Origin of the sequence: Polaribacter sp. 11A2H, assembly GCF_011379025.1 — a bacterium.
In the GTDB taxonomy this organism is placed as follows: domain Bacteria; phylum Bacteroidota; class Bacteroidia; order Flavobacteriales; family Flavobacteriaceae; genus Polaribacter.
This window is the reverse complement of the sequence record NZ_WTLD01000006.1, coordinates 82,204-102,073: the sequence shown is the minus strand read 5'-3', so window position 1 is coordinate 102,073 and position 19,870 is coordinate 82,204. Positions and strand designations below refer to the sequence as shown.

General features: G+C 30.0%; 18 protein-coding genes. 14 read left to right on the top strand and 4 right to left on the bottom strand.

Going from position 1 to position 19,870, the window contains the following annotated elements; genetic code table 11:
* From GQS58_RS09410 to GQS58_RS09390, 5 genes are all read left to right on the top strand, one after another.
* Window positions 1-1,758, top strand: coding sequence for a M14 family metallopeptidase (locus tag GQS58_RS09410; RefSeq protein WP_166385199.1), 1,758 nt, complete (start codon window positions 1-3; stop codon window positions 1,756-1,758).
* Window positions 1,759-1,761: 3 nt separating this feature from the next.
* Window positions 1,762-2,877 (top strand): lactonase family protein, encoded by a 1,116-nt coding sequence (locus tag GQS58_RS09405; RefSeq protein WP_166385197.1) that lies wholly within the window; start codon window positions 1,762-1,764, stop codon window positions 2,875-2,877.
* Between the two features lie 819 nt (window positions 2,878-3,696).
* The gene (locus tag GQS58_RS09400) at window positions 3,697-5,385 is read left to right on the top strand and encodes an LIC_10190 family membrane protein (RefSeq protein ID WP_410524705.1); all 1,689 of its coding nucleotides are present in this window, start codon (window positions 3,697-3,699) and stop codon (window positions 5,383-5,385) included.
* A gap of 59 nt (window positions 5,386-5,444) precedes the next feature.
* Entirely contained in the window at window positions 5,445-5,837 is a 393-nt protein-coding gene (locus GQS58_RS09395; protein ID WP_166385193.1) for a (deoxy)nucleoside triphosphate pyrophosphohydrolase, read from the top strand.
* Complete coding sequence (locus GQS58_RS09390; RefSeq protein ID WP_166385191.1) at window positions 5,834-8,968, top strand: DUF3427 domain-containing protein; 3,135 nt, start codon at window positions 5,834-5,836, stop codon at window positions 8,966-8,968. Before GQS58_RS09395 ends, GQS58_RS09390 begins: the two co-directional genes overlap by 4 nt.
* 61 nt (window positions 8,969-9,029) lie before the next feature.
* On the opposite strand, the gene GQS58_RS09385 is transcribed toward GQS58_RS09390, so the two are convergent.
* Complete coding sequence (locus GQS58_RS09385; RefSeq protein WP_166385189.1) at window positions 9,030-10,922, bottom strand: SulP family inorganic anion transporter; 1,893 nt, start codon at window positions 10,920-10,922, stop codon at window positions 9,030-9,032.
* A 224-nt stretch (window positions 10,923-11,146) separates the two neighbouring features.
* Complete coding sequence (locus tag GQS58_RS09380; RefSeq protein WP_166385187.1) at window positions 11,147-11,752, bottom strand: NUDIX hydrolase; 606 nt, start codon at window positions 11,750-11,752, stop codon at window positions 11,147-11,149.
* A gap of 7 nt (window positions 11,753-11,759) precedes the next feature.
* Here GQS58_RS09380 and pyrE point away from each other — a divergent pair, with 7 nt between their 5' ends.
* The gene (gene pyrE, locus GQS58_RS09375) at window positions 11,760-12,401 is read left to right on the top strand and encodes an orotate phosphoribosyltransferase (protein ID WP_165732852.1); all 642 of its coding nucleotides are present in this window, start codon (window positions 11,760-11,762) and stop codon (window positions 12,399-12,401) included.
* A gap of 9 nt (window positions 12,402-12,410) precedes the next feature.
* Window positions 12,411-12,800 (top strand): SRPBCC family protein, encoded by a 390-nt coding sequence (locus GQS58_RS09370; RefSeq protein WP_166385185.1) that lies wholly within the window; start codon window positions 12,411-12,413, stop codon window positions 12,798-12,800.
* Here GQS58_RS09370 and GQS58_RS09365 read toward each other — a convergent pair.
* A complete protein-coding gene (locus GQS58_RS09365; protein WP_166385183.1) occupies window positions 12,797-13,528 on the bottom strand; it encodes a biotin--[acetyl-CoA-carboxylase] ligase in 732 nt (243 codons plus the stop codon). The genes GQS58_RS09370 and GQS58_RS09365 overlap by 4 nt on opposite strands.
* A gap of 87 nt (window positions 13,529-13,615) precedes the next feature.
* Between GQS58_RS09365 and rsfS the strand changes: the two genes are divergently transcribed.
* The 7 genes from rsfS to GQS58_RS09330 are packed head-to-tail and all read left to right on the top strand — an operon-like array spanning window position 13,616 to window position 18,928.
* Complete coding sequence (rsfS, locus tag GQS58_RS09360) at window positions 13,616-13,984, top strand: ribosome silencing factor (protein ID WP_166385181.1); 369 nt, start codon at window positions 13,616-13,618, stop codon at window positions 13,982-13,984.
* A 20-nt stretch (window positions 13,985-14,004) separates the two neighbouring features.
* Window positions 14,005-15,978, top strand: a complete 1,974-nt coding sequence (gene ftsH, locus GQS58_RS09355; protein ID WP_166385179.1) for an ATP-dependent zinc metalloprotease FtsH — start codon at window positions 14,005-14,007, stop codon at window positions 15,976-15,978.
* Window positions 15,979-15,981: 3 nt separating this feature from the next.
* Window positions 15,982-16,566: a hypothetical protein gene (locus GQS58_RS09350; protein WP_166385177.1), complete on the top strand. Its 585-nt coding sequence runs from the start codon at window positions 15,982-15,984 to the stop codon at window positions 16,564-16,566.
* A gap of 1 nt (window position 16,567) precedes the next feature.
* On the top strand, window positions 16,568-17,362 hold the full coding sequence (locus GQS58_RS09345; RefSeq protein ID WP_166385175.1) for a phosphatidate cytidylyltransferase: 795 nt from the start codon (window positions 16,568-16,570) through the stop codon (window positions 17,360-17,362).
* A 2-nt stretch (window positions 17,363-17,364) separates the two neighbouring features.
* Window positions 17,365-18,021 carry a phosphatidylserine decarboxylase family protein gene (locus GQS58_RS09340; RefSeq protein WP_166385174.1) on the top strand — a complete coding sequence of 219 codons (657 nt, stop codon included), beginning with the start codon at window positions 17,365-17,367 and terminating at the stop codon, window positions 18,019-18,021.
* A gap of 6 nt (window positions 18,022-18,027) precedes the next feature.
* On the top strand, window positions 18,028-18,294 hold the full coding sequence (locus GQS58_RS09335) for an acyl-CoA-binding protein (protein WP_166385172.1): 267 nt from the start codon (window positions 18,028-18,030) through the stop codon (window positions 18,292-18,294).
* Between the two features lie 4 nt (window positions 18,295-18,298).
* Window positions 18,299-18,928 (top strand): YceI family protein, encoded by a 630-nt coding sequence (locus GQS58_RS09330; protein ID WP_166385170.1) that lies wholly within the window; start codon window positions 18,299-18,301, stop codon window positions 18,926-18,928.
* Window positions 18,929-18,934: 6 nt separating this feature from the next.
* On the opposite strand, the gene GQS58_RS09325 is transcribed toward GQS58_RS09330, so the two are convergent.
* Window positions 18,935-19,810: a TIGR01777 family oxidoreductase gene (locus tag GQS58_RS09325; protein ID WP_166385168.1), complete on the bottom strand. Its 876-nt coding sequence runs from the start codon at window positions 19,808-19,810 to the stop codon at window positions 18,935-18,937.
* Window positions 19,811-19,870: the final 60 nt, after the last annotated feature.

The window sequence follows — 19,870 nt, the reverse complement described above, 5'->3', positions numbered from 1 at the left end:
ATGGATAAATTTTTTAAGGGAGTCTTTTTAGTTATTGTTTTATTTTTGATGTTTTCTTGTGATAATTTATCCAAAGAAAAAAAAGATTTTACAACACTTTTCGAAAAGTCTGATGGAACCGAAACGCCAGAATACAAAGACATCATTTCATATTATAAAGATCTTGCAGAAGCACATACTTCGGTTGCTTTATTTTCATTCGGACAAACAGATTCGGGAGAACCTTTGCACCTCGTTGTTTACAATAGAGAAAGTGTCTTTAATGTAGATGAAATAAAAAAATTAACCAAAAATAGAATTCTTATCAACAACGGTATTCACCCAGGAGAATCAGACGGAATTGATGCATCTATGTTGTTGCTTAGAGATATTGTACAAAGTGATTCTTTAATAGAAAAGTATAAAAATACTGTTATTTGTGTAATTCCGGTGTACAATGTTGGCGGTTCTTTAAATAGAAATTCGCATACAAGAGCCAATCAAAACGGTCCAAAAGAATACGGATTTAGAGGAAATGCAAGGAATTATGATTTAAATAGAGATTTTATAAAACAAGACTCTAAAAACGCAGCGGCATTTGCAGAAATTTTTCATACTATAAATCCAGATGTTTTTATAGATAATCATGTAAGTAATGGTGCCGATTATCAATATGCAATTACACATTTATTTACACAACACAATAAACTAGGAGGGAAGTTAGGTGATTTTTTAGAGACACAAATGCGTCCGAGTTTAGAACAATCACTTCAAGAAAAAGGAATTTCAATTACACCCTATGTAAATGTTTGGGGCACCACGCCAGAAGCAGGTTTTTCTCAGTTTTTCGATTCTCCAAGATACTCTACAGGGTACACAACCTTGTTTAATACTTTAGGATTGATGGTGGAAACGCACATGTTAAAACCTTATAAATTAAGAGTAGAACAAACCTATGAATTGATGTTTTCTGCGTTAGATTTTACGGAAGATAATGCTGATAAAATTAAAGAATTAAGAGCGAATGCTGTTGATGAGGTGTTGTCTAAGAAAACTTATCCTATTGCTTTTAAGGTTGATAAAGAAAAACTTACAGAATTACAATTTAAAGGCTACGAGGCCGAGTATATCGATAGTAAAGTAACTACAGGAAAGCGGTTGTTTTATGATACTACAAAGCCGTACACAAAACCCGTAAAATATTACAATAATTTTGTAGCGACTCAGTCTGTAGAAATTCCGAAAGGGTATGTTTTAGAACAAGGTTGGCATAAAGTTTTAGAGCGATTAAAAAACAATAAAATTGAATTTATTCGTTTTAAAAATGATACAATTATTAGGGTTGAAGTGAATCATATTACTGAATTTGAAACTCGAAAAACAGCCTATGAAGGTCATTATTTACATTATAATACCACGATAAATGCATCAATTCAAAAATTTCAATTTAGAAAAGGAGATATTTACATTCCTACAAATCAAAACGGAGTTCGGTATTTGTTAGAAACGTTGGAAGCTGCAGCAACAGATTCTTTTTTTAATTGGAATTTTTTCGATACTATTTTACAACAAAAAGAAGGATATTCTGCCTATGTTTTTGAAGATATTGCAGCTTCTTTTTTAGCTGAAAACCCTTCAATAGAAAAAGAATTTTTAGAAAAACTGAATACAGATACTGAGTTTGCAAATAATCCAAAAGCGCAACTAGATTTTATCTACAAAAAATCACCTCATTACGAACCAGCACATTTACGTTTGCCAATTTTTAAAATATTTTAAATTATGAAAGTACTACCAATCGTTTTGTTATCCATATTTTTCTTCGGATGTAAATCTGAAAAAGTTAAAACAGCAACAACAAACACAGATGTTAAGACTAATTCCTTTTATGTTGGTACGTACACCAATAAAGATTCTAAAGGAATTTATAAATACGAACTTTCTGAAAAAGGAGAGTTACGAAAAGTAGGCTTGGTTGCAGAAATGATAAATCCTACTTTTTTAGCAAAATCTAAAGATGATAAAATACTTTTTGCAGTTGGAGAAACCAATGTAAACGGAACAGGTTTTATAAAATCTTTTAAAATTGAAAATGATTCTTTACTATTGGTAAGTAACGAAAAGTCTGGTGGAGCAGGGCCTTGTTTTGTAGCTATAAATGATGATAATTATTTGGTTACGGCAAATTATGGTGGCGGAAGTGTTGGTTTACTAAAAGCAGATGCTTCTGGTAAATTATCGGAATTATTAAATGTGCAACAACATGTTGGTAAAGGAACAACAGACAGACAAAAAGGACCTCATGCGCATTCTGCGTGGTTTCACCCAGCAAAAAAAGAAGTTATCTCTGTAGATTTAGGTACCAATGAATTATTATTTTCTACAATAGATGAAGATAAACTTGTTTATACAAATCAAAAGTCTTTAAAAATGGCAGAAGGAGCAGGCCCAAGACACTTAACGTTTCATCCAAATAATAAATGGATTTATGTTTTAAATGAATTAGACAATACGGTTTCTTTGGTAAAAGAAAAAGAGGAAGCGTATTTTGTGGATTTTACAATTTCTACCTTGCCAAAAGACTTCACAGATTATAGCAAAGCAGCAGATATTCATATTTCTAAAGATGGAAAGTTTTTATATGCTTCCAATCGTGGGCACGAATCGATTGTTATTTATGCAGTAAATGCTGAAGATGGAACGTTAACGACAGTTGGATACGAACCTGTTTTAGGAAAAAATCCTCGTAATTTTTCTTTATCTCCAGATGAACAATTTTTATTAGTTGCAAATCAAGATACGGATAATATTGTTTCCTTTAAAAGAGATATTGTTACGGGTACGTTAACTTTTGTAAGTGAGATTGCTGCACCGATGCCTGTTTGTATTTTGTTTTAGGTTTTAAATCGTTATAATCACCTAGCGCATTTTATGACTGATTTTGTCAAAGACTTTGTAGCGTGTTAAAAATCCTTCGACAGGCTCAGGAAGACATTTTGCGTTTAAATTGGATTCAGGTATATTATTAGTAAGATTTTGTTTTCAAAAGGTATCAGTTTAAAAGCAATGCAATGCTAGTGCGAGCGTCTCGCTCGTACTTTCTGAATTCGATTTAGAAAAAAAACAGTATAGATTTTTATTTGAGAAGTATTGGCGATTGCACGAGCGGGACGCTCGCGTTAGCGGATCATGTGTGGTCAACTTTTTCAGCAATGCTGGTGCGAGCGTCTCGTGCGTACTTTATCATGTTTACACGATAGGTGCGCTCTTGTTAACTGATGTTTATAAATGAGTCAATACGTTTAATTGGTTTCAATTTTATAAAACAAAACCTATGTTTACTATGTGTCTATGTGTTTGATTTTATGTGTGTTAAAAATCCTTCGACAAGCTCAGGAGGACATTGTGAATTTAAATTGGTTTCAGGTATATTATTACAAAATCTATGTGTCAATTTTATAACGACATGTCAGTCAGAGCTTGTCGAAGACTTTTTTGAGCATAAAAGATTCTGCGATTAGCTTAGGAAGACAATGTGAGTTTATATTGGGTTTAGATATATTATAACATAAAATCTATGTTTTCTATATACCTATGTGGTCAATTTTTATAAGAGTTGCCTGTTCGAGCACAGTCGAGAACAATTCAATATTTAACGAAGTAGAAAATTATTTTATTCGTAACTTGTAATCTCTAAAATCAATTTTAAAACAACACATGCTTTTAATTTTAATTAATTGGATTTATATTTTTATATCCTGCTTAAGCTTTGGTTTTTTATTAAAAAAACTATTTAAAATTGAATCCCAAAATTTTACCATCCACCATATTTTAGGACTATTTTCAATTACATTATTCAGTTGGTTATATGCTTTTTTCTTTGCCTTAGACCTTGTTTATTATGGGGTAATGAGTAGCATCACTCTTTTTTGTCTTTATTTTTTCAGAAATGATATTAAGATCCAGTTAACGCAGTTTAAAAAGAGTTGGTTGTCATTTAGTAAAACCTATAAATTTGGACTCCTTTTTATTTTTATCATTGCTTTGGCAATGTCTTCGGTTACACCTTCTATTTTTGATAATGAGAGTTATTACCTGCAAACCATTAAGTGGTTAAATGAATATGGTTTTGTAAAAGGATTAGGTAATTTACACATCTTCTTTGCGCAAACTTCTAGTTGGCATATTTTACAAGCAGCGTTTACTTTTCCGTTTTTAAAAACGAATTTTAACGATTTGAATGGTTTCTTTTTAATCATTTTTTCTTTTTACAGCTTTCAGCAGTTGCATCAATTTAAGACAACAAAAAAAATACATCAATTATATATAGGAAGTGTGTTGGTTAGTTTGCCTTTTATTATTTTTTTCATCAACGCACCATCTCCAGATTTACCGGTTTTTTTAATAAGTCAGTTGTTGTTTTATCTTTTTTTAAAGCATTTTAAGAAGATTGAATACTCTAATTTTATACTTATTCTATTGCTCACAATTTTTTTATGTGTTATTAAAATTACTACTTGTATATTGGTTTTATTACCATTGATTTTATTTATAAAACATTATAAAGTACTGAAAAGTAGTTTGGTAAACCCCATCGTATTCTCACTTTTTGTATTGGGATTGTTTTTAATGAAAAATGTAATTCTTACAGGTTACTTGTTATATCCTTTGCAAATTTTAGATGTTCTAAATGTCGATTGGAAAGTACCTACAGCACTCATTCAGTTGTTTAAAGTAGGTACGTATAATGCTGCTTTCGATTATCAAGAGTTAGCAAATCTTTCTACCTATCAATTGTTTATTGCTTGGATAACTTCGTTTAAGTTTAACGGAATTATAAATATGATATTTATGTCGCTTTTAATCTCTTTCCCTTTTTTATGGTATTTTAAAAGTAAAGAAAAGTCCGTGTTTATATTGTATGTAATAGGTGTTTTAAATTTTGTATTGGCTTGGATTTTCTCTCCTCAATACAGATTTTTCTTTTTTTATATGTTATTCTTTGCCATGCAAATCTGTGTTTGGTTTTTTAGAAAAGAAAAAACAATTGTATTTTTTATGGCTGTGAGTTTGTTATTAAGTTTGGTTCCTTTTTTAACAGAATTAAAGCTAAGTAATTATACCACTATTAAAAAAACGAATACTAAAACAAGTCTTTTAAAACTTGAAAATATTTTACAACCAAATGTGAATTCTAGCATGAGTGCCCACTTTGAGCAACATATAGAAAATGGATTTCATTATAATTCCCCCACAAAAGAAAGTTATTTCTGGACTGTAGGGATTGTGCCTTTGCCAGCAGTGAATGTCAAACAAATTTCATTTATAAAAAAGCACTATAAAATTATTCCGAGTTTAAGAACTGAGGATGTTGGAGATGGTTTTAAGAGTTTGGTTAGTGAATAGTGGATTTTTATAGGAAAAGAAGATAATATTATTTATTTTAGAAAATAGTTTAAATAAAATTGAAAACAAAAACACCCCTTGTTACTTGTGCAATCATCCATTTTGATGACAAAATTTTAGCTGTTCAACGAAGCGATACAATGAAACTTCCTTTGAAATGGGAATTTGCAGGTGGAAAGATTGAAAAAGGTGAAACTGAAATTGATTGTATAAAAAGAGAAATATTTGAGGAGCTAAACATTATTATTGATGTAAAGAAAAGACTTACTCCTGTCATTCATCAATATTCTGATTTTAAAATTAAATTAATTCCATTTATTGCTGATTATGTTTCAGGGGAATTGTTATTTAAAGAGCATTCTGATTTTGTTTTAGTTAATAAAAACGAATTAATTAACTTAGATTGGGCTGATGCAGATTTACCAATTTTAAAAGAATTTTTAGCATTATGAATCAAGGAATTTACGAAGAATTAATAACACAGTTAGTTTCTGCGAATTTAAATAAGCTAGACAAAGAAAAATTCTATTTAAAGAAAATTAAAATTGATAAAGAGGAGGCTTCGAGTATTTTATCTAAACATTTAGCACTAACGGTAAAACATGCTTTTCAGCTTATAAAAGGAAAAATAGAACTACAAATAGAAGTTGCTAATAAAATAATTAAGTTACTAAAAGAAGAGCTTAACAAACAAGAGTTTGAAGGAGATTTAATAAATATTGAAGGAGAAATTTTAAAAGCTGTTTTTTCTAAAACGGATGCACATTTTTTTAATTTAGATTTAAGACTTAAAGAAATAACGCCCTATACAAGGTTAACCCAAAGCGAATTATTTACAGGAGGAAATGGCGGTTTATCTTTAGAAAGTGAACTTAAAAAAGAAATCCTTTCTTCAAATCAAATAAACCTATTAGTATCTTTTATCAAATTTAAAGGCATTATAATTCTTGAAAAAGAATTAAGAGAGTTTACAGAACGTGGCGGAAAATTAAAGGTAATAACAACCACATATATTGGCGCTACAGATTATAAAGCCATTCAATTACTTTCTAAACTACCAAATACAGAAGTTAAAATATCTTACAACACATCTAATGAAAGATTACATGCTAAAGCTTATTTATTTTACAGAAACACGGGTTTTCATACAGCATACATAGGTTCTTCTAACTTTTCTAGATCTGCTCTTACGGATGGTTTAGAATGGAATCTAAAAATTACAACAAAAGAAGTTGGTCATATTATAGATAAATTTCAAAAAACTTTTGATGCTTATTGGCTAAGTAAAGATTTTGAAACGTTTGATGATTCTATTCATAAAGAAAAACTTCAAAATGCATTAAAACAAAGTAAATTTAGCAAGCCTTACGTGAATACAACTGCTTTATTTGATATTAAACCATTTCCTTATCAAAATGAAGTTTTAGAAAAATTAGAAGTAGAAAGAACTGTACATAACCGATTTAGAAACCTTGTAGTTGCAGCAACAGGAACTGGTAAAACAGTTATTTCCGCATTTGATTACAAACGTTTTAAACAAAATAACAAATCATCTAAACTCTTATTCCTTGCGCATAGAAAAGAAATACTACAAAAATCATTATCTACTTTTCAAGGAGTTTTAAGAAACAATAATATTGGCGAATTATGGGTGGACGGTATGGTTCCTGATAATTTCGAATTTGTTTTTGCTTCCGTTCAATCAGTAAATAACCAACTAGAAAATTCTAATTTATCACCAGATTATTATGACTTTATTATTGTTGATGAATGCCATCATCAAACAGCAAATAGCTATCGAAAAATAATCAACTATTTTAAACCAAAAGTTTTACTTGGCTTAACCGCAACACCAGAACGTATGGATGGTGGGGATATTCTTGATGATTTTGATAATAAAATTGCCGCAGAAATTAGGTTACCTGAAGCAATGAATAGAAAACTACTTTGTCCTTTTCAATACTTTGGAATTACAGATAGTATTGATTTAACAAACGTAAGTTGGGTAAAAGGTAAATATGTAGCTAGTGAACTGACAAACCTTTACACAGGAAGTGATAGAAGAGTTAGAGAAATAATAGGTGCTTTAGATAAATATACAAAAGACATAAACAACGTAAGAACATTAGGATATTGTGTTTCTATGGAACATGCTAAATACATGGCGCAAAAATTTACTTTAGCAGGTTTAAGAGCAGCTTATCTTACAAGTAATAATAGTCATGAAAGAGTTTTTATCCGTCAGCAATTAGAAAAAAAAGAAATCAATTATCTTTTTGTAGTAGATATGTTTAATGAAGGAATTGATATTCCTGAGATTGATACTGTACTTTTTTTAAGACCAACAGAAAGCTTAACGGTATTTTTACAACAACTCGGAAGAGGTTTAAGACTTCATGAAGAAAAAGACTGTTTAACGGTGTTGGATTTTGTTGGAAACTCTAAACCAGAATATAATTTTGAAAGTAAATTTAGAGCTTTAATTGGTAAAACAAATACTACTGTTTCTAAAGAAATTGAAGATGATTTCCCTCATCTTCCTTTAGGTTGTTCAATTATTTTAGAGAAAAAAACAAAAGAAACTATTCTTAAAAATATAGCAGCTGCCACTTCTCTAAATAAAAAGAATTTAATTAATAAAATTAAAAGTTTTCAGCATGATACAAACTTACCTTTAACTATTGGAAACTTTAGCAAGCTCTACTCGATTCCTTTACAAGATATTTACAAAAGAGGTAGCTGGAAAAGACTATGTCAACTTGCAGGAAAAATAGAAGATTTTAATACCGAAAATGAAAAGGCTATTGTTTCTGCTATTTCTAATAAATGGTTATCTACAAACTCATTAAGTTATTTTACTTTCATTTTAAAAATTGCAAAACAGAATTTTAAATTGGTTTTATCTGAATTAAAAGAAAATGAAAAAACAATGCTTTTAATGCTTCATTATGATATTTGGTTAAAAAAAGGTTCTTTTAATTCTTTAGAAGAGAGTATCAAACAAATTGGAAACAATCCTACTTTAGTGGAAGAAATAAAAGAAGTTCTTGAATTCTTAATTGAAAATATAGATTTTAAAGAATTACCAATTAATCTTCCGTATCTACAACCTTTAAAATTACATAGCCGTTACACTAGAGACCAAATATTAGTAGCTTTTAAATTTAGTAGTTTTGATGACAAATCTACTATCAGAGAAGGAATAGCAGAAAAAAAGGATATAAATACTGAACTTTTATTTATCAATTTAATAAAATCAGAAGAAAACTTCTCCCCAACAACGATGTATGATGATTATGCTGTAAATGAATTATTATTTCACTGGCAAACTCAAAATTCTGCTAGACCAGATACAGGAAAAGGATTGTCTTATATAAATCATAAAATAACCGAAAAAAGAATATTACTTTTTGTTCGTGAAAAAGCAAAAAATGAATTCGGAAATACTAATGGATATGTTTTTATTGGAGAAGGAAATCTAAAAGATTATTATGGTTCTAAACCAATGAGTATCAATTGGGAATTAAATGAGCCAATGCCACATTATTTATGGAAAGATGCTGCAAAATTAGCAATAGGATAAACAACAAAAAAGCTCAACTTTTAAAAGTTGAGCTTTTTTAACAATCTATAAATACCTTCTTCTAAAACTTATATTCCCCCAAAGGTTTAGGGAAATCTTCAGGATTTGCAGCTAAATGATAACGAGGGTCATCAATATCTTCTAAAATAACCTCAGAAAAAACAGGGCTCGATTTAAATAGCAACAATTTACAATCTTCACTTAAGTGTTTTAGTGTAATTTTTTTTCCAGCAGCTTGGTATTTTTCAACCAAATTAAAGATAGCTTCTATGGCAGAATGGTCGGTTACACGAGCTTCTACAAAATCTATTTCTACAACGTCTGGATCATTTTTGATGTCAAATTTCCCATTAAATTCAGTGATACTTCCAAAGAAAAGTGGTCCCCAAATTTCATAAATTTTTGTTCCGTCTGCTTTAAAACGTTTTCTAGCTCTAATTTTCTTAGCACTTGTCCATGCAAAAGATAAAGCAGAAATAATAACCCCAACAAATACTGCAATGGCTAAGTCAAAGAAAACTGTTACGGCAGACACTATAATTAATACAGCAGCATCAGACATTGGTATTTTCTTTAAAATTCTAAAACTAGACCAAGCAAATGTTTCTATCACCATCATAAACATTACACCAACAAGCGCTGCAATAGGTACTTGCTCAATATATTTATCGGCAAATAAAATAAAGGTAAGTAGGGTTAAGGCCATCATAATACCAGATAAACGTCCACGTCCGCCAGCATTAATGTTTATCACCGTTTGCCCAATCATACCACAACCACCAGTTCCTCCAAAGGCACCACTTACAATATTTCCTGCACCTTGCGCAATACATTCTCTATTTCCGTTTCCTCTAGTTTCTGTTAACTCATCAACTAGATTCATAGTCATTAAGGTTTCTATTAAACCAACTGACGCTGCTAAAAATGCATACGGAGCAATAAATTTTAAAGTATCTAAATTAAAAGGAAGGTTGCTCCATAATTCTAAAACATTTAAGTTTTTAGAAAGTTCTGCAATTCCGTTTAAACCAGCTCCACCACCGTCTCTAATAAAATCTCCAACATTAATTGAGTTTAATCCGCTAAAAATAGAGATTAAAGTAACTATTAAAATAGCTGTTAATGCAGCCGGAATTTTTGTTGTAATTTTAGGTAAACCCCAAACGATTAACATGGTTAATAATACCAAGCCAATCATTATATATAAGGTGTTGCCTTGCATGCTATATTTTACAACTCCAGAATCTTTTACAGCATAAAAGCCTTCGTCAGAAACATTAAAAACTACTTTTTTAGTGTTAAGATCAAAAACCTGACCTTCAGAAATTAAAAATAACTCTTCGTTGGTAGTACTATTTTTAACGATATTATCATCAATAGTAAATATTACCGTGTTAGAAACTAAATCTTTAACTTGGTTATTAGATACGCTATAAACCAATTCTTTAGATTCGGTTTTACGCATATTTTGTCCGTAGAAATCTTTTTTATTTTCTTTAAACATTCCCAATTGTGCCATAAAAATAACAATGGCCAAACCGTTTACAAACCCCATCATTACGGGATGCGGAATTAGACGTACAAATTTACCTAACTTAAAGAGTCCTGCAAAAATTTGTATCACCCCCATTAAAACAACGGCGGCTAAGAGATAAAAATAGCCCATATTTTCTACCGGATTGTCAAATAACAAGCCTTTTGCATGTCCTTCTTGTATCATGTGTACAAAAATTACTGCTACGGCACCTGCGGCTCCAGAGATTAAACCTGGTCTTCCACCAAAACTTGCTGAAATAATTCCTACTACAAAAGCACCGAACAATGCCACAATAGGACTTATTTGTGCTACAAAGGCAAAAGCTACAACTTCTGGTATCATTGCTAAGGAAACGGTTATTCCGGCAAGTACATCATCTTTTGCGTTTGGTAATATTTTTCTAATAAATTCAGTCATAATTTGGGTGATTTTTAAAGTCGGCAAAGATAGACCCTTTTTTTAAAAAAAGACACTACTTATTGGTATTGTTAATTCATACAAATGTATTTATCAGATAAGTACGTTATCAATTTATGAATGCAAACTCATTAAAAAAGAAATATTTAACAATGCTAAGATGTACAATTATAAAAAAGAGAACGGTAAATTTTTAGGATGCTTATAAATGAATGCTTAGTGCTTTAATAATTAGATGTTTCTAGATAGGTATTATACACTAATTGAATGTTAGCGTACGTATTTTCTAATGCAGCTTCAATGGCTGTTTTATTTTTAAAAACAACTTCGGTAATACCTTCTTCTAGTTGAGGTGTTAATTTTTCTGAATAATTAGAAATCATTAAATACCAATAAGTTTGTTTTAATTTAACTCCTTTATGAAAATAAATATGATAGGTAGTAATTAAAGGTTTGATAAGTTGCAGGTTAGAAATGCCACATTCTTCTTCTACTTCTCTAATTGCTGCGGTTTCTATTGTTTCTTCTTTTTCAATCCATCCTTTAGGTAAATCCCAAACACCGTTTCTTAAAATAAATAAAACTTCTTTTTTGGGGTTTAGCACTAATCCGCCAGCGGCGGGAATTACTTTCATATTTGTTAAAAAAGATTTCCAATCATTCTCTAAGTCAGTCGAGTAAAAAATAACTCCTTTAAGTTCATTGTTTTTTAGTTTCAGAATAATTTCATCAAAAACAACATTCTTAAAATTGTAAACAGGAAAAATATTTTCTTTTTGTGAAGAAGAAGTGAAAATTATTGGCGTATCATTTACAAAAACTTTATACATTTGCGATATGATTTTAAACAAAGATACGGCAAAAAAAACAGCTGAACTTTTATTGCAAATAAAAGCAATAAAGTTAAGCCCAAATGATCCCTTTAATTGGGCGTCAGGTTGGAAGTCTCCAATATATTGTGATAATAGAGTTACTTTATCTTATCCTCCAGTTCGTGTTTTTCTTAAAGAAGAAATATCAAAACTTGTAGAATTAGAATATGGTAAGCCAGATGTTATTGCTGGTGTTGCTACAGGTGCAATTGCTATTGGGGTTTTAGTAGCGCAACAATTAGGTGTTCCTTTTATTTATGTTAGGCCAGAGCCAAAAAAGCATGGTAGAAAGAACCAAATTGAAGGGCATTTAGAAAGCGGACAAAATGTTGTTGTAATTGAAGATTTAATAAGTACAGGTAATAGTAGCTTAAATGCAGTGGAAGCTTTAAAAGAAGCGGGTGGTGTTGTAAAAGGTATGGTTGCTATTTTTTCTTATGGATTTGATATTGCAAAGAAGAATTTTGAAGAAAAAAATGTAGGATTAACTACTTTAAGTAATTACGAAAACTTGTTAGAACAAGCTTTAGATAGTAATTATATTACAGATAAAGAGTTGGCAACATTAAATGATTGGAGAAAGAACCCAAGTGAGTGGAAACAATAAAATTGAAGCATGAATATTAACGGAAATACAGTTACTATAGAGAAATCTGCTGAAGAAGTGTTTACTTTTTTTACAGATTTAAAGAACTTTGAGCAATTAATGCCAGAGAATATTCAAAAATTTGAAGTTGATGGTGAATCTTTTATATTCGGTTTGCCTGGTATGCCAGAGATTAGACTCGTTTTAAAAGAAAAAACACCATTTACTAATATTACATTAGGTGCTGCAAGTAGTAAATTACCTTTTACTTTAGCTGCGGATATTAACGAAATTGCAGAAAATAAAACAGAGGTAAGCTTAAAATTCGATGGAGAATTTAATGCAATGATGGCAATGATGATTAAAAAACCATTGACAAAATTTGTAGATACGCTTACAGAAAATATAGGAAAACTTTAAAGAAAAGAAATTTCTTTAAGTCCAAATTCTTGGATAATATCATCTTCTAATAGAACTTGTAGTTTTCCATAATCGGAAATTCCAGAAATCATTCCCATAAAAATTTCATCCTTACTATTTTTAAACATAGTAGGGATATTTTTTTTATACAATACATCTAAATATTTTTCTTCCAAAAGTTTAAATTTTTGAGAAGTTAAGCATTTTATGTTTTTTTGAATTTCTTCTAAAATAGTAGATAATAAAAGATCTAAATTAGACTCTAAACCCGTTTCTAATTTTAAAGAAGTAGCGTTCTTTAAGTGTTCAGGGAAAATTTCTTGGTTTACATTTAAGCCAATTCCTACAAAAGAATTTTTAATACGATCACCAGAAAAGGTGTTTTCAATTAAAATGCCACAAATTTTCTTGTTTGCTGACAGAATGTCGTTAGGCCATTTTATAGATGGTTTAGGTAAGTTTTTAGCTAATAAAACAGTATAAATAGATAAGGAAATAGCAAAGTTTAAATATTTTTTTTGAACTACCTTTAAATCTTTAAAACTTATGAATACGCTGAATGTTAGGTTTTTATGTGGTTCGGAAACCCACTTATTTTGTTGCTGACCTCTCCCTTTTGTTTGGTTTTGAGTAACAACAGTTGTAAAATTCTCTAGGGTAGAATTTTGAGCTAAATCCTTTAAAAAAGAATTCGTAGAATCGGTGGCACTAAGTTTGATTGTTTTCAAGTGTTAAATAAAGTGTAAACTACTGTAATAATACACAAAATACTCGCAAAAAAATAATAACTTTGCGTTAAATATAGAAAAAAGTTAATGACAAATAAAAAAGTAAGTACAGATGATTTAATTGCTTTAATTATTAAAGGGATTGATGAGGTAAAAGGAGAAAATATTCAATTATTAGACTTACGAGATATAGAGAATACTGTATGCGATTATTTTGTAATCTGCTCGGGAAACTCAAATACACAAGTAAATGCAATTTCTGGTTCTATTCAAAAAATAGTAAGCAAAGAACTTAAAGACAAACCTTGGCATATAGAAGGCCAAACAAACTCTGAGTGGGTTTTAATGGATTATGTAAACGTAGTGGTACACATTTTTCAAAAACAGGTTCGTGACTATTATGATATTGAAAGTCTTTGGGGTGATGCTAAAATTACAGAGATAAAATCAGTTTAATCTTTTTATTTTTTAAATAAATGAGTGATTCAAAAAAAGATAGTAATTCTAATATGCCTAAATTTAAGTTTAACGCGTATTGGATATATGGTGCAATATTTGTTGTAATAATGGCATTTCAGTTTTTTAGTAGTGGAGATTTAGCTACTAAAAGTATTTCTAAAAATGAGTTTAATGATATCTTAAAAGATAATGATATCTCTAGAATTGTTGTTTTAAATAACAATTTAGCTCAGATTTATATTAAAGAAGAAGCACAAAAAAAACAACGTTATAGTAAGATTATAAACTCTGCTTTTTATACGCAAGGATCTTCTTTTTATGACTATAATTTTGGGGATTTACAAAATTTCGAAAATAATGTTGAAAAAGCAAGACAAGCAAACGAGCTAGACTTTGATATAAAAAATGAAAACAAAACAAGTATTTTTGATACTATTCTAGGTTTTTTACCTTTTATAATATTAATTGCTGTTTGGTTGTTTTTTATGAAAAGAATGTCTGGCGGTGGAGCTGGAGCTGGTGGCGGAGGTCAAATATTTAGCATTGGTAAATCTAAAGCAAAATTATTTGATAAAGACACAAAGGTAAAAACTACGTTTGAAAATGTAGCCGGTTTAGAAGGTGCTAAAGAAGAGGTACAAGAAATTGTAGACTTCTTAAAAAATCCAGAAAAATATACTTCATTAGGAGGTAAAATTCCAAAAGGTGCTTTATTAGTAGGACCTCCAGGAACAGGTAAAACCTTACTAGCTAAAGCGGTTGCAGGTGAAGCAGATGTTCCTTTTTTCTCTTTATCTGGTTCAGATTTTGTTGAAATGTTTGTAGGTGTGGGTGCTTCTCGTGTAAGAGATTTATTTAAAAAAGCTGCAGAGAAATCTCCTTCTATTATCTTTATTGATGAGATAGACGCTATTGGTAGAGCTCGTGGTAAAAATAGTATGACTGGTGGTAATGACGAGCGTGAAAACACGTTGAATCAATTATTAACAGAAATGGATGGTTTTGGTACAGATGTAAATGTTATTGTACTAGCAGCAACAAACAGAGCAGATGTTTTAGATAGTGCGTTAATGCGTGCTGGTCGTTTTGATAGACAGATCTATGTAGATTTACCAAACATCAACGAAAGAAAAGAAATTTTTGAAGTACATATTAAACCTTTAAAATTAGCAGGAGATGTTAAGATAGATTTCTTAGCACAACAAACACCTGGTTTTTCTGGGGCAGACATTGCTAATATGTGTAATGAATCTGCATTAATTGCTGCCAGAAATGGTAAAAAAGCAATTCATCATCAAGATTTCTTAGATGCTGTAGATAGAATTGTTGGTGGTTTAGAGAAGAAAAATAAAGTAATTACACCAAAGGAGAAAAAAGTAATTGCTTTTCATGAAGCAGGTCACGCAACTATTAGTTGGATGTTAGAACACGCTGCACCATTGGTTAAAGTTACTATTGTGCCAAGAGGACAGTCTTTAGGAGCTGCTTGGTATTTACCAGCAGAAAGAATGATTGTGCAGACAGAGCAAATGTTAGATGAAATGTGTGCTACCATGGGTGGTAGAGCTGCAGAAAAGGTAATGTTTAATAAAATATCTACAGGAGCTTTAAGCGATTTAGAAAAAGTGACCAAGCAAGCAAAAGCAATGGTTACTGTTTATGGTTTAAATGAAGCAGTTGGTAATGTTACGTATTATGATTCTTCTGGAAACGATGGTTTTGTTAAACCTTATAGTGAAGAGACCGGTAAAACAATAGATCAAGAAATTTCTAAAATTATTGAAGCTCAATATGTAAGAGCAATAGAAATTTTAGAAGAAAATAAAGATAAATTAACGACTCTTGCAGAATTATTATTGGAAAAAGAAGTTATTTTTAAAGACGATTTAGAAAAGATATTCGGTAAAAGACCTTTTGAAGAAGCTCTTGAAGTAGAAATCGTTGAAGATAAAAAAGAGATTCCTCCAGTAGAATTAAAAACTGAAGAATAATAAATGAATTTTTTTAAAAAGCTATTCAACATACCCAATAAAGAAGAAAAGGACATCCAAAGACAAGAAGTAGATCTTTCTTTGGATGATCTTTTTGTACATAACTTTCTTGATAAAGGAGGTAAGTTTTTATATTGTTTAAAAGAAAGTGAAGTTGTAGAGAACTTAAAGAGTATTTTAAAAGAGAATAATTGGAATCAATTAACGCTTTTAGATGACAAGTTATCTTCCTTTTTAAATAGACATGAGGTAGCAATGAATAGAAATTTCAATTCAAATTTTCCTGTTTTCTTAAATTGCGAACATTTAATTGCAGATAATGGAGATATTTTATTTTCATCAAAACAATTAAAAAGTATTAAGTTATCAGAGATGCCTCAAAACTTTATCGTTTACGCAACTACGAGTCAGTTGGTTAAAGATATGGGAGAAGGGTTAACAGGTATTAAAATTCATCATAAAGATAATTTGCCTACCAATATTTCTGCCATAAAAAATTATAACATCCATAAAAATGATGATAATTTCTTAAACTACGGCAACAGTAACTCAAAAAACTTATATTTGCTGCTATTAGAAGATTTATAATATGAGTAACCTTTTAAAAAGGAGTCTTTCAGGCATAATTTACGTTTTAATTTTTATATCAGCGATTCTTTTTTCAAAAGAATCGTATGTGGTTCTAACAACTATTTTTGGGTTGTTGTGCGTTTGGGAATTTTCTAAACTCATTAAATTTAAAGGATTGATAGGGTATATTTTCTTTAGCTTAACATTATTTTTAATGTTAAAAAGGCCAGAAAGCTATGCCGTAATTATTATTTTAGGAATTACAATAGTTTCTTCTTTATCTCTTATCTATTACTTATTTACTAAAAAAGAAATTTCTTTCTCTAATGATAGATCTAAATCTGGTTTACTAATTAGGTATCCTATTTTTTCTATGATTTTTTTAATCCTTTTACCTATTTATAAGGATGGTTATAACCCTCATTTAATAATTTCTATTTTAATTATGATATGGGTAAATGATAGTTTTGCTTTTTTAGTGGGTAAAAATTTTGGGAAAAGAAAATTATTTGTTTCTGTTTCTCCAAAAAAGACACAAGAAGGTTTTTTAGGTGGGTTGGCTTTTGCTTTAATTGCGGCCTTTATAATTAGTAAATTAAATACCGATTTTACAGTAGTAAATTGGTTAGTTATAGCTGTTATTGTTAGTGTAATTGGTACTATTGGAGATTTAGTAGAATCTAAATTTAAAAGACAAGCCAATATTAAAGATAGTGGTACTATTATGCCTGGGCATGGTGGTATTTTAGATAGATTGGATAGTTTGTTATTTGCAGCACCATTTGTATATTTGTATATTAATTTTATAATTTAAGTATGATTCGTTTTCACAAAGAAGGGTATAAAATAATTGTTATTACCTTTATAATAACAATAGTAGGTGTATTGCTAGCCGATAATTTAATTAGTATACCTTGGCTTGTTAAAGCAATTCAAGTTTTATTACTTGCTTTTTTAGTAATTGTACTACAGTTTTTTAGAAACCCTAAAAGAGTTGCTCCATTAAATGACAACGTATTAGTTGCACCGGTAGACGGTAAAGTGGTTGTTATAGAAGAAGTAGAAGAACCAGAATACTTTAAAGGAAAAAGATTACAAGTGTCTATTTTTATGTCTCCTATTAACGTGCATGTTACCAGATACGCTATGAGTGGAGTTGTAAAATATAGTAAATATCATCCAGGAAAATATTTGGTTGCATGGCACCCGAAAGCATCTACAGAAAACGAAAGAACTACGGTAGTTGTTAATAATGCAGCTTTTGGAGATGTTTTATACAGGCAAATAGCAGGTGCATTGGCAAAGAGAATTGTTAATTATGCAAAAGTTGGTGATACAGCAGTACAAGGAGCAGATGCAGGTTTTATTAAATTTGGTTCTAGAGTAGACCTTTTTCTTCCATTAGGTACAAAGCTAAATGTATCTTTAAATGATACAGTAAAAGGAGGAGTTCAAGTAATTGCAGAAAAATAGTAAGATATGGAATCTGATTTAGACAAAGATTTTAACGAAGCTTTCTATAGAATTTCTAAATTAGAAAAAGTGATTGCTCCAGACATTATGCTAAAATTTTACGCTTACAATAAGCAAGCAAATTTTGGTAATAAGTTTTCTTTTAATGACGAGCATAACGTTAGAAGCGCATTTAAATTAAATGCATGGATGCAATTAAATGGCATGAAATCTGACGTAGCAAAACAAGAATATATTAATTTAGCAAAAATAGTTTTAAACAGTAAACAATAACATTATGAAGAGAGTAGTAGTTTTATCATTATTAATGATTGTAGCGTTTAATTTTTCATCTTGTAAATCAGATAAAAAATCTGATAAGAAAGTAGAAGATACAATTAAAACAGAAAAGAGTGCAGCAGCTTTTTCTTTAGAGAAGGCAAAAAATGAAATTAACTTTGTAGCGTATAAAACTACAGATAAAATTCCAGTAGGAGGTCAATTTAATAAAGTTGATATTATTTCTGGAGGAGAAGGAGCTTCTATTAAAGATGCTATTAATAATACAGAGTTTTCAATTCCTGTAAGTAGTATTTTTACAAAAGACACTAGTAGAGATTTTAAAATTCAAAAATTCTTCTTTGGTGTAATGGATAATACAAAATTACTTTCTGGTAAATTATTGATAACAGATGACGCTAATGGTGTAGCAGAAATTAAAATGAATGGAGTTACAGAAAAAGTAGCTTTTACGTATACTATTGTAGAGAATGTTTTTAAAATGACAGCTACTATGGATATCACTAAATGGAATGCTTCTGAGGCTTTAGCATCATTAAATACAGTTTGTAGTGATTTACATAAAGGTGCAGACGGAGTTTCTAAAACATGGAGTGATGTGGCTTTAAATATTACTTCTACTTTCTAAGAAGCATTATAAATTATTCAACGCTTTTTTAAGTGTTTTAAATCGAAAAGAATATCCGTTCTTTTCGATTTTTTTTGCCGAAATTTTACTTCCTTCTAATAATATTTTTGCCATATCGCCAAATACAAGCTTCAACATAAAACTAGGAACTCCAATTCCTAAATAAGGTTTGCCTATGCTTTTTGCTAATTCCTTAGAGAATGTTTTACTAGTGTGGTGTTCTGGAGCAACGGCATTAAATACACCTTCTAAATTATCATCAATAGCTTTTATATAGATGGCACATAAATCATCTAAATGGATCCAAGGTAAAAATTGTTTTCCAGAACCTAAAGGAGTTATAATAGGTGTTTTCATTTTGTCTAATGCACCGCCATTATCCGTTAAAACAACACCGGTTCTTAAAATGGTTACAGGAATATTTTTTGTTGAAAATTGCTGTGCTGCATTTTCCCATTTTTGGCAAACATCACCTAAAAAGTCAGTACCTGCTTTGTCTGTTTCTTCATATATTTTATCTGTAGTAACAGCGCCGTAATAACCAACGCCAGAAGCAGAAATAAAACCTTTTAAATTAATTTTAAGCTCATTAATTTTATCATACAGTAAATTGGCGCTTTTTACTCTGCTATCAATTATTATTTGCTTTCTTTCTTTAGTCCAACGTTTGTCTGCAATTCCTGCTCCGGCTAAATGAATAATATAATCGGTATCTAAAAGTGCTATTTCATCAATGTAATTAGAAGAAATATCCCATTTAAATTCATTTTCTTCTTTGGGATTTCTACTTAAAATTACAACTTCATGATTTTTATCAATCAGTAATTTTGATAATCTTTTGCCGACTAAACCCGTACCACCTGTAATAATTATTTTTGCCATATGGTAAATATAATTAATTTTTGTCTAATGTTTTTAGAATATTATAAAACAAATTTATGC

Bases quoted from the DNA above. Each gene is read 5' to 3' on its own strand.
- GQS58_RS09410 (WP_166385199.1), top strand. From the start codon at position 1: ATGGATAAATTTTTTAAGGGAGTCTTTTTAGTTATTGTTTTATTTTTG.
- GQS58_RS09405 (WP_166385197.1), top strand. From the start codon at position 1,762: ATGAAAGTACTACCAATCGTTTTGTTATCCATATTTTTCTTCGGATGT.
- GQS58_RS09400 (WP_410524705.1), top strand. From the start codon at position 3,697: ATGCTTTTAATTTTAATTAATTGGATTTATATTTTTATATCCTGCTTA.
- GQS58_RS09390 (WP_166385191.1), top strand. From the start codon at position 5,834: ATGAATCAAGGAATTTACGAAGAATTAATAACACAGTTAGTTTCTGCG.
- GQS58_RS09385 (WP_166385189.1), bottom strand. From the start codon at position 10,922: ATGACTGAATTTATTAGAAAAATATTACCAAACGCAAAAGATGATGTA.
- GQS58_RS09380 (WP_166385187.1), bottom strand. From the start codon at position 11,752: ATGTATAAAGTTTTTGTAAATGATACGCCAATAATTTTCACTTCTTCT.
- pyrE (WP_165732852.1), top strand. From the start codon at position 11,760: ATGATTTTAAACAAAGATACGGCAAAAAAAACAGCTGAACTTTTATTG.
- GQS58_RS09370 (WP_166385185.1), top strand. From the start codon at position 12,411: ATGAATATTAACGGAAATACAGTTACTATAGAGAAATCTGCTGAAGAA.
- rsfS (WP_166385181.1), top strand. From the start codon at position 13,616: ATGACAAATAAAAAAGTAAGTACAGATGATTTAATTGCTTTAATTATT.
- ftsH (WP_166385179.1), top strand. From the start codon at position 14,005: ATGAGTGATTCAAAAAAAGATAGTAATTCTAATATGCCTAAATTTAAG.
- GQS58_RS09350 (WP_166385177.1), top strand. From the start codon at position 15,982: ATGAATTTTTTTAAAAAGCTATTCAACATACCCAATAAAGAAGAAAAG.
- GQS58_RS09345 (WP_166385175.1), top strand. From the start codon at position 16,568: ATGAGTAACCTTTTAAAAAGGAGTCTTTCAGGCATAATTTACGTTTTA.
- GQS58_RS09340 (WP_166385174.1), top strand. From the start codon at position 17,365: ATGATTCGTTTTCACAAAGAAGGGTATAAAATAATTGTTATTACCTTT.
- GQS58_RS09335 (WP_166385172.1), top strand. From the start codon at position 18,028: ATGGAATCTGATTTAGACAAAGATTTTAACGAAGCTTTCTATAGAATT.
- GQS58_RS09330 (WP_166385170.1), top strand. From the start codon at position 18,299: ATGAAGAGAGTAGTAGTTTTATCATTATTAATGATTGTAGCGTTTAAT.
- GQS58_RS09325 (WP_166385168.1), bottom strand. From the start codon at position 19,810: ATGGCAAAAATAATTATTACAGGTGGTACGGGTTTAGTCGGCAAAAGA.